Below are 14,918 nucleotides of genomic sequence, written 5' to 3'. Positions count from 1 at the left end.
TGCCTTGCGCGTCCGTTCGAAGAATTTGATCGCAAAGGAAACAGCGAAAATGGCGCGTAACAAGATCGCACTCATTGGTTCTGGCATGATTGGTGGCACGCTGGCGCACCTCGCCGGCCTGAAGGAACTGGGCGACATCGTTCTCTTCGACATCGCGGACGGCATTCCCCAGGGCAAGGGTCTCGATATTTCGCAGTCGTCGCCGGTCGAAGGCTTCGACGTCAATCTGACGGGCGCCAGCGACTATTCCGCGATCGAAGGCGCTGACGTCTGCATCGTCACGGCGGGCGTCGCCCGCAAGCCCGGCATGAGCCGCGACGATCTTCTCGGCATCAACCTCAAGGTCATGGAGCAGGTCGGCGCCGGCATCAAGAAATATGCCCCCAACGCCTTCGTGATCTGCATCACCAACCCGCTCGACGCCATGGTCTGGGCGCTGCAGAAGTTTTCCGGCCTCCCCGCCAACAAGGTCGTCGGCATGGCCGGCGTTCTCGACTCCTCGCGCTTCCGTCTTTTCCTCGCCAAGGAATTCAACGTGTCCGTCCAGGACGTCACGGCCTTCGTTCTCGGCGGCCACGGCGACACGATGGTGCCGCTCGCCCGTTATTCGACGGTTGGCGGCATTCCGCTCACCGATCTCGTCACCATGGGCTGGGTCACCAAGGAGCGCCTCGAAGAGATCATCCAGCGCACCCGTGATGGCGGCGCGGAAATCGTCGGCCTGCTGAAGACCGGCTCGGCCTATTACGCCCCGGCCGCCTCGGCGATCGAGATGGCCGAATCCTACCTCAAGGACAAGAAGCGGGTCCTGCCCTGCGCAGCCCACCTCTCCGGTCAGTACGGCGTCAAGGACATGTATGTCGGCGTTCCCACCGTCATCGGCGCCGGCGGCGTCGAGCGCATCATCGAGATCGATCTCAACAAGACCGAGAAGGAAGCCTTCGACAAGTCCGTCGGCGCCGTCGCCGGTCTCTGCGAAGCCTGCATCAACATCGCGCCTGCCCTCAAGTAGTCGACGGGCTGAAGTAATCGAAACAGGGATACACCCATGAACATTCATGAATATCAGGCCAAGGCTCTGCTGAAGGGCTATGGCGCGCCGGTTGCCGAAGGTGTGGCTATTCTCAAGGTTGAAGAAGCCGAAGCTGCCGCCAAGTCGCTTCCCGGTCCGCTTTACGTGGTCAAGAGCCAGATCCATGCCGGCGGCCGCGGCAAGGGCAAGTTCAAGGAACTGTCGCCGGAAGCCAAGGGCGGCGTGCGTCTCGCCAAGTCGATCGACGAAGTCGTCGCCCATGCCAAGGAAATGCTGGGCAACACGCTGGTGACGGCGCAGACCGGCGAAGCCGGCAAGCAGGTCAACCGCCTTTACATCGAAGACGGCGCCGACATCGCTCGCGAGCTCTATTGCTCGCTGCTGGTCGACCGTTCGGTCGGTCGCGTGGCTTTCGTGGTCTCCACCGAAGGCGGCATGGACATCGAAGCTGTCGCCCACGACACGCCTGAGAAGATCCAGACGATCGCCATCGATCCGCAAGCCGGCGTGACGGCTGCCGACGTTGCTGCGATCTCCAAGGCTTTTGAGCTCGAGGGTGCTGCCGCCGAGGACGCCAAGACGCTATTCCCGATGCTCTACAAGGCCTTCGGCGAGAAGGACATGGCTCTGCTGGAGATCAACCCGCTGATCGTCATGAAGGACGGCCACCTGCGCGTCCTCGATGCCAAGATGTCTTTCGATGGCAATGCGCTCTTCCGTCACGACGACGTCAAGGTGCTGCGCGACGAGACCGAAGAAGACGCCAAGGAAATCGAGGCCTCGAAGTGGGACCTCGCCTATGTCGCTCTCGACGGCAACATCGGCTGCATGGTCAATGGTGCAGGCCTTGCCATGGCGACGATGGACATCATCAAGCTTTACGGCAAGGAGCCGGCTAACTTCTGCGACGTCGGCGGCGGCGCCGGCAAGGAGAAGGTTGCTGCAGCTTTCAAGATCATCACCGCAGACCCCAAGGTCGAAGGCATTCTCGTCAACATCTTCGGCGGCATCATGAAGTGCGACGTCATTGCCGAGGGCGTGATTGCCGCGGTCAAGGAAGTTGGCCTCAAGGTTCCGCTCGTGGTGCGCCTTGAGGGCACCAATGTCGAGCTCGGCAAGAAGATCCTGAACGAGTCGGGTCTGGCGATCACGGCGGCTGACGACTTGGACGATGCGGCCAAGAAGATCGTCGCGGCGGTCAACGGCTAATTTTGAAGGATCTGAAAGAATGTCTATTCTCGTCAATAAAGACACCAAGATCCTCGTTCAGGGTCTGACCGGCAAGACCGGCACGTTCCACACCGAACAGGCGCTTGCTTACTACGGCACCCAGATGGTCGGCGGTATCCATCCGAAGAAGGGTGGCGAAACCTGGACCGGCGCAAAGGGCGAAAGCCTGCCGATTTTCGCAACTGTTGCCGAGGGCAAGGAAAAGACCGGCGCCGACGCGACCGTCATCTATGTTCCGCCGGCAGGAGCCGCCGATGCTATCATCGAAGCGATCGACGCCGAGATTCCGTTCATCACGTGCATCACCGAAGGTATCCCGGTCCTGGATATGGTTCGCGTCAAGGCTCGCCTCGAGCGTTCCACGTCGCGCCTGCTCGGGCCGAACTGCCCAGGCATCATGACGCCGGAAGAATGCAAGATCGGCATCATGCCGGGCTCGATCTTCCGCAAGGGTTCCGTCGGTATCGTTTCCCGTTCGGGCACGCTGACCTATGAAGCCGTCTTCCAGACCTCCAATGAAGGTCTCGGCCAGACGACGGCTGTCGGCATCGGCGGCGATCCGGTCAAGGGCACCGAGTTCATCGACGTCCTGGAAATGTTCCTCGCTGACGAAGCCACGACCTCGATCATCATGATCGGTGAAATCGGCGGGGCGGCTGAAGAAGACGCAGCGCAGTTCCTCAAGGACGAAGCCAAGAAGGGCCGCAAGAAGCCGATGGCTGGCTTCATTGCCGGCCGTACGGCCCCGAAGGGCCGCACCATGGGCCATGCCGGTGCTGTGGTTTCCGGCGGCAAGGGCGATGCGGAATCGAAGATCGCGGCGATGGAATCGGCAGGCATCAAGGTGTCGCCCTCTCCGGCCCGCCTCGGCAAGACGCTGGTTGAAGTCCTCAAGGGCTAAGCCACCTATATAGACCGGGCGGAGGAACGGCATCTGCGCCTTCCGCCCGGCCTCGACAACACCAGACCAGCAGATGCGCCGCGGACAGGCGGCAATCGGAATGCGGCAGCCGGCCATCAAGCTGGCAAATTCATCAAAGTCAGGAGGCGGACGGAAGCGTCCGCATATCACCATGGCACGGCAAGAAGCCAACGAGCAGTTTCAGATCACCTCGTTTCTGGATGGCGCCAACGCTGCCTATATCGAGCAGCTCTACGCGCGGTACGAAGAAGACCCGGCATCGGTCGACGATCAGTGGCGGTCCTTCTTCAAGGCGCTGGAAGAGGATCCCAGCGATGTGAAGAGGGCGGCCAAGGGCGCTTCCTGGCGCAAGAAGAACTGGCCGCTTCAGGCAAGCGGCGATTTGGTATCGGCTCTCGACGGCGATTGGGGCATCGTCGAGAAGGTCATCGAGACCAAGGTGAAGGCCAAGGCCGAAGCTCAGGGCAAGCCTGCCGACGGCATCGACGTGCTGCAGGCGACGCGCGATTCCGTGCGCGCCATCATGATGATCCGCGCCTACCGCATGCGCGGCCACCTGCATGCCAAGCTCGACCCGCTCGGCATCGCTGCTGCCGTTGAGGACTACCACGAGCTCTCGCCGGAGAATTACGGCTTCACGGCCGCCGATTACGACCGCAAGATCTTCATCGACAACGTGCTCGGCCTCGAATACGCGACCATCCCCGAGATGATCGAGATCCTTGAGCGCACCTATTGCTCGACGCTCGGCGTCGAATTCATGCACATCTCCAATCCCGAAGAGAAGGCCTGGATTCAGGCGCGCATCGAAGGGCCGGACAAGGGTGTGGCCTTCACGCCGGAAGGCAAGAAGGCAATCCTCGCCAAGCTCGCCGAAGCCGAAGGCTACGAGCAGTTCCTCGACGTCAAGTTCAAGGGCACCAAGCGCTTCGGCCTCGACGGCGGCGAATCGCTGATCCCGGCGCTGGAGCAGATCCTCAAGCGTGGCAGCCAGCTCGGCCTCAAGGAGGCCCTGTTCGGCATGGCCCATCGCGGCCGCCTGAACGTGCTCTCCCAGGTCATGGGCAAGCCGCACCGCGCAATCTTCCACGAGTTCAAGGGCGGCTCGGCCGCTCCCGACGAGGTCGAGGGCTCGGGCGACGTCAAGTACCATCTCGGCGCCTCCTCCGACCGCGAATTCGACGGCAACAAGATCCACGTTTCTCTGACGGCGAATCCGTCGCATCTCGAAATCGTCGACCCGGTCGTCATGGGCAAGGCCCGCGCCAAGCAGGATATGACCGCCACCGTCTGGGACGGCGACATCATCCCGCTTTCCGAACGCGCCAAGGTGCTGCCGTTGCTGATCCACGGCGACGCGGCCTTTGCCGGCCAGGGTGTCATTGCCGAAATCCTCGGCCTTTCCGGTCTGCGCGGCCACCGCGTCGCCGGCACCATGCATGTGATCATCAACAACCAGATCGGTTTCACGACCAACCCGGCCTTCTCGCGCTCGTCGCCTTATCCGTCCGACGTCGCCAAGATGATCGAGGCGCCGATCTTCCACGTCAACGGCGACGATCCGGAAGCGGTGGTCTATGGGGCGAAGATCGCCACCGAATTCCGCATGAAGTTCCACAAGCCTGTTGTGCTCGACCTGTTCTGCTACCGCCGCTACGGCCACAATGAAGGCGACGAACCGTCCTTCACGCAGCCGAAGATGTACAAGGTGATCCGCGGCCACAAGACCGTGCTGCAGCTCTACGCAGCCCGCCTCGTTGCCGAGGGTCTGCTTACCGAAGGCGAAGTCGAGAAGATGAAGGCCGACTGGCGCGCGCATCTCGAGCAGGAGTTCGAGGCCGGCCAGCACTACAAGCCGAACAAGGCCGACTGGCTTGATGGTGAGTGGTCGGGCCTGCGCACGGCCGACAATGCCGACGAGCAGCGCCGCGGCAAGACCGCCGTGCCGATGAAAACGCTGAAGGAGATCGGCCGCAAGCTCTCTGAGATCCCGGCGGGCTTCAACGCGCACCGCACGATCCAGCGCTTCATGGAAAACCGCGCCAACATGATCACCACCGGCGAGGGTATCGACTGGGCTATGGCCGAAGCGCTCTCCTTCGGTGCGCTCTGCGTCGAAGGCAGCAAGATCCGCCTCTCCGGCCAGGATTGCGAACGCGGCACCTTCTCGCAGCGTCACTCGGTTCTCTACGATCAGGAAAACGAAGAGCGTTACATCCCGCTTGCCAATCTTTCGCCGACGCAGGGGCGCTACGAAGTCATCAATTCGATGCTTTCGGAAGAGGCCGTGCTCGGTTTCGAATATGGCTATTCGCTCGCCCGCCCGAATGCGCTGACGCTCTGGGAAGCCCAGTTCGGCGATTTCGCCAACGGCGCGCAGGTGGTCTTCGACCAGTTCATCTCGTCGGGCGAACGCAAGTGGCTGCGCATGTCGGGCCTCGTCTGCCTGCTGCCGCACGGCTATGAAGGTCAGGGTCCGGAACACTCCTCCGCCCGCCTCGAGCGTTTCCTGCAGCTTTGCGCGGAAGACAACATGCAGGTCGCCAACGTCACGACGCCGGCGAACTACTTCCACATCCTGCGCCGGCAGCTGAAGCGCGACTTCCGCAAGCCGCTGATCCTGATGACGCCGAAGTCGCTGCTGCGCCACAAGCGGGCAGTCTCGACGCTTGCCGAAATGGCCGGCGAATCCGCCTTCCATCGCCTGCTCTGGGACGATGCCGAGGTGATCAAGGATGGTCCGATCAAGCTGCAGAAGGACAACAAGATCCGTCGCGTCGTCATGTGCTCCGGCAAGGTCTATTACGATCTTCTCGAAGAGCGTGAAAAGCGCGGCATCGACGATATCTATCTCTTGCGTGTCGAACAGCTCTATCCATTCCCGGCAAAGGCGCTGATCAACGAGCTGTCGCGCTTCCGCAATGCCGAGATGGTCTGGTGCCAGGAGGAGCCGAAGAACATGGGCGCATGGTCGTTCATCGACCCCTTCCTCGAATGGGTGCTCGCCCATATCGACGCGAAATACCAGCGCGTCCGCTATACCGGCCGTCCGGCCGCCGCCTCGCCGGCGACGGGCCTGATGTCCAAGCATCTGTCGCAGCTCGCCGCATTCCTCGAGGATGCATTGGGCGGTTAAAACAAGGGGGGCGCAATGGCTTATTTCTTTCTGAGACTGCAGCCGCCGCGCCCCACTTTCCCGCATGACGGGACCGGGGAGGAAATGGCGGCGATGAAACGCCATACCGAATACTGGCATCAGAACGCTCTTGCGGGATCGGCGATTATCGTCGGGCCCGTCTTCGAGGGTGAAGGCGCCTGGGGCATGGCGATCGTCGAGGTCGAGGATCAGGCGGCGGCGCAGGTTCTTGCCGACGGCGATCCGATCATCGCTTCCGGCCTCGGTTTCCGCTTCGATATCCTGCCGATGCCCTCGATCATCTCGCGGCCGCCCGCCGTCTGAAACGCATAAAACGAAAACACACGAAATCAGGATCTGAACAATGGCCACAGAAATCCGCGTTCCAACTCTCGGTGAATCCGTCAGCGAGGCAACCGTCGGCACCTGGTTCAAGAAGGTCGGCGACGCCATCAAGGCCGACGAGCCGATTCTCGAGCTTGAAACCGATAAGGTGACCATCGAAGTTCCAGCACCCGCCTCCGGCACGCTTTCGGAAATCGTTGTCGCTGCCGGCGAGACCGTCGGCCTTGGCGCATTGCTCGGCCAGATCGCCGAAGGTGCAGCCGCTGCCGCCGCGCCTGCTGCTCCGGCTCCCGCCCAACCGGCCGCTGCTGCTCCGGCCCAGCCGGCGGTTGCCGCCGCTGCTGCGTCGTCGTCGAGCGCCTCCGTCTCCACCATGCCGCCGGCACCGGCAGCTTCGAAGATGCTTGCTGAAAACAACCTTTCCGCCGATCAGGTCGACGGTAGCGGCAAGCGCGGCCAGGTGCTGAAGGGCGACGTCATCGCCGCCGTTGCCAAGGGCATTTCCGCTCCGGCGGCCGCACCGGCGGCGACGCCTGCCGCCGCGCGTGGCCCGTCGACGGTCGAGGATGCCTCGCGCGAAGAGCGCGTGAAGATGACGCGCCTGCGCCAGACGATCGCCAAGCGCCTCAAGGATGCGCAGAATACTGCCGCCATGCTGACCACCTATAACGAGGTGGACATGAAGGCGGTCATGGATCTGCGCAACAAGTACAAGGACATTTTCGAGAAGAAGCACGGCGTCAAGCTTGGCTTCATGGGCTTCTTCACCAAGGCGGTGACGCATGCGCTGAAGGAACTGCCGGCCGTCAACGCCGAAATCGACGGCACCGACGTCATCTACAAGAACTACTGCCATGTCGGCATGGCCGTCGGCACGGACAAAGGTCTCGTCGTTCCCGTCATCCGCGACGCCGACCAGATGTCGATCGCCGAAATCGAGAAGGAGCTCGGCCGTCTTGCCAAGGCAGCCCGTGATGGCTCGCTCTCCATGGCCGACATGCAGGGCGGCACCTTCACCATCACCAATGGCGGCGTCTACGGTTCGCTGATGTCTTCGCCGATCCTCAACGCACCGCAGTCCGGCATTCTCGGCATGCACAAAATCCAGGAGCGGCCGGTTGCGATCGGCGGCCAGGTGGTCATCCGTCCGATGATGTATCTGGCGCTGTCCTACGATCACCGCATGGTCGACGGCAAGGAAGCGGTCACCTTCCTCGTGCGCGTCAAGGAAAGCCTGGAAGATCCGGAACGTCTGGTTCTCGATCTCTAAGGGAGCGCTTTCGATGCGGAACCGGATCATGCGAGCGGCGCGCCTTCTTTTTTGCGCTGCCGCCGCGCATGTCCCGGTCTCCGCATCGGCTGCCGGCTGGGATATCGGCAAGGCAAGCAGCAATTTCGAGCTGGTGGCGCTTGGCGATGCCGAGCTTTCCGGGCGGTCGATCGGCGTCATCCATATGGGCAATGTCGAACTGACCTCGGGGCGCATCGTTGCCGCCGATCCGCTGGCCCAGCCCGACCGTCCGGCACTCGCAAGAACGGTCGCGCCGGGCGAATATCCGGTGACGCTCTACCAGGCCTTCGGGCGCATCGCCGCTGCCAGCATGCGGTTTGCCGAGGGCAAGCCGGATCGTTGGGAGCTTGCGGTCCTGCCAGGGCAGGAGCCGGCGACGCTGAAGGACGGCGAGATTTTCGGCTATCCCGTCGATGCCGGTCTCGGCTGCTACATGGATGCCGATACGCTTGATTTGATCGAAGAGCGCGAGGCCCAGGTGCAGGCGCAGAAAGCGGATTCCGACGTCAACTATTACGACGACGTGCTGGCGTCGGACCTCGACGCCAGCAAGGGCATCTATGCGCTGCACCGGCCGGTCGCCGGCAGACGAGGCAATGTCGCGGTGTTCTGGAGCGGCTGGGGTGACGGTTTCTATCCTGTCTTCTGGGGGCTCGACAGGCATGGCCGCGCGCTGGTGCTGCTGACGGATTTCAGCGTTGTCGAGAATGCGGACGGGCGCAAGGAGCCGAAGCTGCAATGAGGGGAAGGACCGGGATCATGACGAGACGGACAGGCGTGGCTGCAATCGCAGCCGCCGCGTTTTTCGTCGTTCCGGCATCCACCTTCGCTGCCGCATGCAAGCAGGAGCAGGCCGTTTACGTCGATCGCGACGGTGCCTATGAATTGCGCTTTGCACCGCTGAATTCTCCATCGGCCGCCGCCAGCAACCAGTTCAAGTTCAGCGCGCTGAAGACACCTGTCGTGATGGAAGGTTATGTCATGCCATCGGAAGATCCGGTGCGCGCCATCGGCATCCTGATGTTCAACTGCCCCGAGGGTGATGCGACCGGCGCCGATCTCAATGCCTGCACGGTCTGGCAGGGCGCCGTCTATGGCATGGATGCCGAGGGCGAGATGGACAATCTACAGCCCGAAGGTGCGGCGGCGGCCGAAAAACTCGTGCTTCCCGGACTTGGTCCTGCCATCCGCGAATCCAGCGCCTGGGGCGAGGGCAAGGCCGTGGTGGCACCCTGGGACGTGCTGACATTTAAGGAGTGTGCGACATGAGCGATGCACCTGTTGTTCTCATTACCGGCGGAAGCCGGGGTATCGGCGCCGCGGCTTCACGGCTCGCCGCGCGCCAGGGCTGGCGCGTTGCGGTGAACTACGCCGCCAACCGTCAAGCCGCGGATGCTGTCGTGGCTGCGATTGTCGCGGATGGCGGCGAGGCCGTGGCGATCCAGGGCGATGTCGGTAAGGCTGCGGATATCGTCTCGATGTTTGCGGCGGTCGATGGGCAATTCGGCCGGCTCGACGGGCTCGTCAACAATGCCGGCATCGTCGATTATCCCCAGCGCGTCGACGAGATGTCGGTAGAGCGGATCGAGCGCATGCTGCGCGTCAATGTGACCGGGTCGATACTCTGCGCGGCAGAGGCCATACGCCGCATGTCGAGCCGGCATGGCGGCAAGGGCGGGGCGATCGTCAACATCTCGTCGATGGCGGCGATCCTCGGTTCGGCGACGCAGTATGTCGACTATGCCGCCTCGAAGGCGGCGATCGACACGTTCACCGTCGGGCTGGCGCGTGAGGTCGCAGCCGAGGGTATCCGCGTGAATGCGATAAGGCCCGGCGTCATCGAAACCGACCTTCATGCCTCCGGCGGCCTGCCGGATCGGCCGCGCGAACTGGCGCCCTCGATCCCGATGCAGCGCGCGGGCACGCCCGAGGAGGTGGCCGATGCGGTCCTCTATCTTCTGTCACCTTCGGCCTCCTATATCACCGGCGCGATCCTCAATGTGAGCGGCGGCCGCTAGAGCAACGGGCGAAAAACAGCATGCAGTATATTATCGAATTCCTCGGCCTGATATCGCGCGCGGCCGATTAAACAAAAATCCAAAGGGAAAGAAGCAATGTCCTACGATGTGATCATTATCGGAACCGGTCCGGGCGGCTATGTCTGCGCCGTCAAGGCGGCCCAGCTTGGCCTTAAGGTCGCCGTCGTCGAAAGGCGGGCGACCTATGGCGGCACCTGCCTGAACGTCGGCTGCATTCCGTCGAAGGCGCTGCTGCATGCCTCCGAAATGTTCCATCAGGCCGGCCACGGGATGAGCGCGCTCGGTATCGACGTTTCGGCGCCGACGCTCAATCTCGGCAATATGATGGCCCACAAGGATGCGACGGTGAAGTCGAATGTCGACGGCGTCGCCTTCCTCTTCAAGAAGAACAAGATCGATGCCTTCCAGGGCACCGGCAAGATCGTCTCGGCCGGCAAGGTCTCCGTCACCGCCGATGACGGCAAGGTGCAGGAGATCGAAGGCAAGAACATCGTCATCGCCACCGGTTCCGACGTCGCCGGCATTCCCGGCGTGCAGGTAGAGATCGACGAAAAGACCATCATCTCGTCCACCGGCGGCATCGCGCTGGAAAAGGTGCCGGAAACGCTGATCGTCGTCGGCGGCGGCGTCATCGGGCTCGAGCTCGGTTCCGTCTGGTCGCGCCTCGGCGCCAAAGTCACCGTCGTCGAATATCTCGACACCATCCTTGGCGGCATGGACGGCGAAGTCTCCAAGCAGTTCCAGCGCATGCTCGCCAAGCAGGGCATCGATTTCAATCTCAGCGCCAAGGTCACAGGCGTCGAGAAGGGGGACAAGGGCGCCAAGGTCACCTTCGAGCCGGTCAAGGGCGGCGACAAGGTGACGCTCGACGCCGAGGTCGTGCTGATTGCCACCGGACGCAAGCCCTATACGGCGGGCCTCGGCCTCGAAGAAGTCGGTGTTACGCTCGACAATCGTGGCCGTGTCGAGATCGACGGCCACTACAAGACCAATGTCGACGGCATCTATGCGATCGGCGATGTGGTCAAGGGTCCGATGCTGGCGCACAAGGCGGAAGACGAGGGCGTGGCGCTTGCCGAAATCCTCGCCGGTCAGCATGGGCATGTGAACTACGAGGTCATTCCGAGCGTCGTCTACACCCAACCGGAAATCGCTTCCGTCGGCAAGACCGAGGAAGAGCTGAAGGCGGCAGGCGTCGCCTACAAGGTCGGTAAGTTCCCCTTCACGGCGAACGGCCGCGCTCGCGCGATGCTCGCGACCGATGGCTTCGTCAAAATCCTTGCCGACAAGGAAACCGACCGGGTGCTCGGCGGCCATATCGTCGGCTTCGGCGCCGGCGAGATGATCCACGAGATCGCAGTGCTGATGGAATTCGGCGGTTCGTCGGAAGATCTCGGCCGTACCTGCCACGCGCATCCGACCATGTCGGAAGCGGTGAAAGAGGCTGCGCTCGCAACCTTCTTCAAGCCGATCCATATGTGATCTTACATATTTCGCAACAACGCATGCAGCCGCTTGTCGTAAGGCAGGCGGCTGTTTTATTGGGTGCGTATCGGCGCTTTTGGAAAGCAGCGTGCCCGGTCGAATGACGACCAGCTGGCCTCCGGCGGCCTCAGTTCACCGCAGTCACGGTGAAGCCCTGCTGGCGCAGCAGTTCGATGACACCGTCTTTGCCGGGCAGATGCAGGGCACCGACGGCCATGAAGACGTTGCCGATGTCGAGGATGGGCGCTGCGCGCTCGGCCATCACCTTGTTGCGGTCAAGGATGACGCGCTGCTCGAAGGCGGCATAATCGCTGTTTTCGCCTTCCTCCTCCGGTGTCACGGTTTTCAGCATCGGCATGGTCGTGCCGATGTCGCCGGAGAGGTAGAGGTCGGTCATCGTCTCGACGACGTCGCTCATCTTGTCGCCGAGTTCCAGCGTCTGGATCAGCGATTTCAGATGGAATTCGATCGGCAGATCGGCCATGGCCTGGATCTGCTCGGCAAGGGTTTCCAGCCCCTTGACCTGCTTGCCCTGAGCAATGGCATCGGTGGCGATCTTCTGGTCGAGGAACTGCGCGCCTTTTGCCTTGCGGGCGATTTCGCAGGCCGGCAAGGCGACGGCGCTGGAAATCATCCAGGGCCGCATCCGGGAAACGGCGCTGATCGGGATACCGCGCTGCTTGAGGCCGGTTTCGAGACGCTTGTAGTCCTCGGGAGAAAGCAGCTTGTCGATCGTCGTGCCGTCGGTGAACATCGTCAGTTCCGGCTTTGCGAGCAGGGCGGCGGTCGCCTTCCGCTCATCGAGGATCTCGTCGGATTCGATGATGATCGTGTCGGCGGCATCGTGGGCTGCCTGGGCGCGCGGCGGCAGGGCCAGCACGCGCGGATCGGTGACATGCATGCTGCCGAGCAGCCACGAGGGTGCCAATCCCGGCTTCTCGATCTTCCAGAAGATGCCCTTGCCGTTCGGCGTGGCGTCGGCTTCCTTCAGCGCCTCTGCGTAGCGGGCTGGGTCGTTCTGCTGCAGCTCGACCATCAGGTTGCGGCCGGTGCAGGTGACGTCTTCGGCCGCTGCCGGCCTTGCAGTCAGGAAGGCGGCAAACAGGGCGGCAAGAAGCAGCACGTGAAAGGCTGCGATCAGCCAGAGCAACAGATTGGCCGGCACTGCGAGGTAAGACGTCCGGCGGCCGATTGATGTCGTCATGATGGGTGTTCCGATCACATCCTAGAGGCTTCATGCTCTACGCCCGGCTTGCGCATATTCCTTTAAGAGAATGCCTTAACGAGAGCTTAAAGCGCCTCACATTCAATCGCATCCATGCGATGCGCTTTAAGCCTATCGTTTATGTATGTCGTTGCTCCCAAAATCGCTGCGCGCTTTTGGGCGACATCCATTACGCTCGCGGATGCGCGCGATCATACACCTCGAGCAGCCGCGATGCATCGACGCCGGTATAGACCTGCGTCGTTGAAAGGCTGGCATGGCCGAGCAATTCCTGGATGGTGCGCAGATCACCGCCGCCGGCAAGCAGATGGGTGGCGAAGGAGTGGCGCAGTGCATGGGGTGTCGCCGTCTCCGGCAGACCGAAGGCGCTGCGCATCTTCTGCATGGTGCGCTGGATGATCGCTGCCTGCAGCTTGCCGCCGCGGGCGCCGCGAAACAGCGGTTCTCCGCTTTCGAGATGATATGGGCAGAGCGTGCGGTATTTCTCGACCGCGTCGAAGACCACGGAGAGCAGCGGAACCAGCCGCGTCTTGTTACCCTTGCCGGTGATGCGCAGCGTCGTCGCGCCCTTCTGCAGGTCGGCGGGAGTAAGATCCAGCGCTTCGGAGATGCGCAGGCCGCAGCCGTAGAGCAGCGTCATGACAGCCGCATCGCGCGCAGCAATCCAGGGTTCGTCATGGAGCTGGGCGTCGTCGCTGACGACGGTGATCGCCTGCGTGTCCGACAGCGGCTTGGGCAGTGATTTCGGCTGTTTCGGCGAGCGCACCGCGGCAGCGCCGGCGGCGTTGACCAGGCCCTTTTTTTCGAGATGGCGCAGCAGCGAGCGAAGACCGGCGAGATTGCGGCCGAGCGATCGGGCACCGGACCCCTGCTTGCGCCGGGCCGCCAGGAAGGCGCGGAAATCGGCGGAGCGCAACTCCCTGATATCGCCAAGCGTCACCGGGCCGGCGAGATGGCCGGTCAGAAAGGTCAGAAACTGGCGGGTATCACGCTCGTAAGCGTCGAGCGTATGCTCGGAAAGACGGCGCTCACCGGCGAGGTTTTCGAGCCACGCAGCCCGTTCCGCCATCAGGCGCTGATCGGCGATAACAAGCAGTTCGTTCACGTTGCGCGCCTTGATTTTGCCTTCAAGTCCGCCAATTTGGAGCAGGAACAGTTATGGAATTGCTAATGCCGGCCAAGCCATTGTCATCCTTCGATCATATTCTACTGCGATAGCTTATACCCCATAGACAGGATCTTTCATGGCACGGCGCGATTCCATGACGGCTTTCGGACAGCTCGCGGAAGCGATCGCTCTCGTTTCACAGGGAAAGCCCGGTCATATCGTCGATACGCTGATTGCCGAACGCGGCCAGAGGATCGTGAAAAATCCGCTCTGGCCGGTCATGCGGCCGTTCCTCTATACGCTGCTGCGCTACAACAAGGCGCTCGAGTTCGCCAATGCGGTCGCCAAAATGCCGGGCTTCCAGTCGTTCGAATATCTGAGCGACGTGCTGAAACTCGACATCGGCATCACCAATAGCGAACGCATTCCCGATACCGGCGGCTTCATCCTCGTCAGCAACCATCCGACCGGCATCGCCGACGGCGTTGCCGTGTTCGATCTTTTGAAGGCGCGACGGCCGGACATGATGTTCTTTGCCAATCGCGATGCCATCCGCGTCAATCCGCGCTTTGCCGAAATGATCATTCCGGTCGAATGGCGGGAGGAGCACAAGAGCAAGCTGAAAGCGCGCGAAACGCTGCAGCTGACCAACCATGCGGTGAAGGAAGGCAAGGCGACAGTGCTCTTTCCCTCAGGCCGCATCGCCTATTGGGCGAACGGCCGGCTGAATGAACGTCCGTGGAAGACTTCGGCCGTCGGGCTGGCGCGCAAATACAATCTGCCGATCCTTCCCGTCCATATGACCGCACGCAATTCCGGCCTGTTCTACTGGCTGGCGAAATGGTCGACGGAGCTTCGCGACATGACCGTGTTCCACGAACTGCTGAACAAACGTGGCGACCGCTTCGATTTCGTCATCGGCAACCTCATTCCGGCCGAACAGCTGGACGGCGACCTCAACGAGGTGACGAAGGCGCTGGAGAAACATACGGTGCATGACATGGCAGTCGATGGTGACGCGAGTTTCGTGCCGGTCGGCCTGCCGGTTGCGGCGCCGCGCCGCGAGATTCCGGTTCCTGCAGTCTAACCACCGGCATTGCCATG

General features: G+C 62.2%; 13 protein-coding genes. 11 read left to right on the top strand and 2 right to left on the bottom strand.

What is annotated here, in order from left to right; genetic code table 11:
- Positions 1–49 precede the first annotated feature (49 nt).
- The 10 genes from mdh to lpdA all read left to right on the top strand — a co-directional run bounded on the left by mdh (position 50) and on the right by lpdA (position 11,478).
- Positions 50–1,012 (top strand): malate dehydrogenase, encoded by a 963-nt coding sequence (mdh, locus tag BS630_RS13325; RefSeq protein ID WP_003543522.1) that lies wholly within the window; start codon positions 50–52, stop codon positions 1,010–1,012.
- Positions 1,013–1,048: 36 nt separating this feature from the next.
- A complete protein-coding gene (gene sucC / locus BS630_RS13320; protein ID WP_003543513.1) occupies positions 1,049–2,242 on the top strand; it encodes an ADP-forming succinate--CoA ligase subunit beta in 1,194 nt (397 codons plus the stop codon).
- 19 nt (positions 2,243–2,261) lie between these two features.
- Positions 2,262–3,164, top strand: a complete 903-nt coding sequence (gene sucD, locus BS630_RS13315) for a succinate--CoA ligase subunit alpha (RefSeq protein ID WP_077977838.1) — start codon at positions 2,262–2,264, stop codon at positions 3,162–3,164.
- Positions 3,165–3,336: 172 nt separating this feature from the next.
- Entirely contained in the window at positions 3,337–6,321 is a 2,985-nt protein-coding gene (locus tag BS630_RS13310) for a 2-oxoglutarate dehydrogenase E1 component (protein ID WP_077978074.1), read from the top strand.
- 15 nt (positions 6,322–6,336) lie between these two features.
- Entirely contained in the window at positions 6,337–6,645 is a 309-nt protein-coding gene (locus tag BS630_RS13305) for a YciI family protein (RefSeq protein WP_077977837.1), read from the top strand.
- A gap of 40 nt (positions 6,646–6,685) precedes the next feature.
- Entirely contained in the window at positions 6,686–7,936 is a 1,251-nt protein-coding gene (gene odhB, locus BS630_RS13300; RefSeq protein WP_077977836.1) for a 2-oxoglutarate dehydrogenase complex dihydrolipoyllysine-residue succinyltransferase, read from the top strand.
- A gap of 13 nt (positions 7,937–7,949) precedes the next feature.
- Positions 7,950–8,699: a DUF4241 domain-containing protein gene (locus tag BS630_RS13295; RefSeq protein WP_077977835.1), complete on the top strand. Its 750-nt coding sequence runs from the start codon at positions 7,950–7,952 to the stop codon at positions 8,697–8,699.
- Positions 8,696–9,226, top strand: a complete 531-nt coding sequence (locus BS630_RS13290; RefSeq protein WP_077977834.1) for a hypothetical protein — start codon at positions 8,696–8,698, stop codon at positions 9,224–9,226. The genes BS630_RS13295 and BS630_RS13290 overlap by 4 nt, the downstream gene beginning before the upstream one ends.
- Complete coding sequence (locus BS630_RS13285) at positions 9,223–9,975, top strand: SDR family oxidoreductase (RefSeq protein WP_077977833.1); 753 nt, start codon at positions 9,223–9,225, stop codon at positions 9,973–9,975. Before BS630_RS13290 ends, BS630_RS13285 begins: the two co-directional genes overlap by 4 nt.
- 96 nt (positions 9,976–10,071) lie before the next feature.
- A complete protein-coding gene (lpdA, locus tag BS630_RS13280; RefSeq protein ID WP_077977832.1) occupies positions 10,072–11,478 on the top strand; it encodes a dihydrolipoyl dehydrogenase in 1,407 nt (468 codons plus the stop codon).
- Positions 11,479–11,608: 130 nt separating this feature from the next.
- Here lpdA and BS630_RS13275 read toward each other — a convergent pair whose 3' ends face one another.
- Positions 11,609–12,685 carry a TraB/GumN family protein gene (locus BS630_RS13275; RefSeq protein WP_077977831.1) on the bottom strand — a complete coding sequence of 359 codons (1,077 nt, stop codon included), beginning with the start codon at positions 12,683–12,685 and terminating at the stop codon, positions 11,609–11,611.
- Between the two features lie 190 nt (positions 12,686–12,875).
- Positions 12,876–13,811: a tyrosine recombinase XerC gene (locus BS630_RS13270; RefSeq protein WP_027666875.1), complete on the bottom strand. Its 936-nt coding sequence runs from the start codon at positions 13,809–13,811 to the stop codon at positions 12,876–12,878.
- 139 nt (positions 13,812–13,950) lie between these two features.
- Between BS630_RS13270 and BS630_RS13265 the strand changes: the two genes are divergently transcribed.
- Entirely contained in the window at positions 13,951–14,901 is a 951-nt protein-coding gene (locus BS630_RS13265) for a GNAT family N-acetyltransferase (RefSeq protein WP_077977830.1), read from the top strand.
- The last annotated feature ends 17 nt before the right edge of the window (positions 14,902–14,918 follow it).

It is taken from the genome of Rhizobium laguerreae, from assembly GCF_002008165.1.
GTDB classification, from domain to species: Bacteria; Pseudomonadota; Alphaproteobacteria; order Rhizobiales; family Rhizobiaceae; genus Rhizobium; species Rhizobium laguerreae.
The sequence above is the reverse complement of the archived record's forward strand: the minus strand, read 5'-3'. Positions and strand labels throughout refer to the sequence as shown.

Bases quoted from the DNA above. Each gene is read 5' to 3' on its own strand.
- BS630_RS13265 (WP_077977830.1), top strand. From the start codon at position 13,951: ATGGCACGGCGCGATTCCATGACGGCTTTCGGACAGCTCGCGGAAGCG.
- sucC (WP_003543513.1), top strand. From the start codon at position 1,049: ATGAACATTCATGAATATCAGGCCAAGGCTCTGCTGAAGGGCTATGGC.
- BS630_RS13310 (WP_077978074.1), top strand. From the start codon at position 3,337: ATGGCACGGCAAGAAGCCAACGAGCAGTTTCAGATCACCTCGTTTCTG.
- BS630_RS13305 (WP_077977837.1), top strand. From the start codon at position 6,337: ATGGCTTATTTCTTTCTGAGACTGCAGCCGCCGCGCCCCACTTTCCCG.
- BS630_RS13285 (WP_077977833.1), top strand. From the start codon at position 9,223: ATGAGCGATGCACCTGTTGTTCTCATTACCGGCGGAAGCCGGGGTATC.
- mdh (WP_003543522.1), top strand. From the start codon at position 50: ATGGCGCGTAACAAGATCGCACTCATTGGTTCTGGCATGATTGGTGGC.
- BS630_RS13275 (WP_077977831.1), bottom strand. From the start codon at position 12,685: ATGACGACATCAATCGGCCGCCGGACGTCTTACCTCGCAGTGCCGGCC.
- lpdA (WP_077977832.1), top strand. From the start codon at position 10,072: ATGTCCTACGATGTGATCATTATCGGAACCGGTCCGGGCGGCTATGTC.
- BS630_RS13290 (WP_077977834.1), top strand. From the start codon at position 8,696: ATGAGGGGAAGGACCGGGATCATGACGAGACGGACAGGCGTGGCTGCA.
- BS630_RS13295 (WP_077977835.1), top strand. From the start codon at position 7,950: ATGCGGAACCGGATCATGCGAGCGGCGCGCCTTCTTTTTTGCGCTGCC.
- sucD (WP_077977838.1), top strand. From the start codon at position 2,262: ATGTCTATTCTCGTCAATAAAGACACCAAGATCCTCGTTCAGGGTCTG.
- odhB (WP_077977836.1), top strand. From the start codon at position 6,686: ATGGCCACAGAAATCCGCGTTCCAACTCTCGGTGAATCCGTCAGCGAG.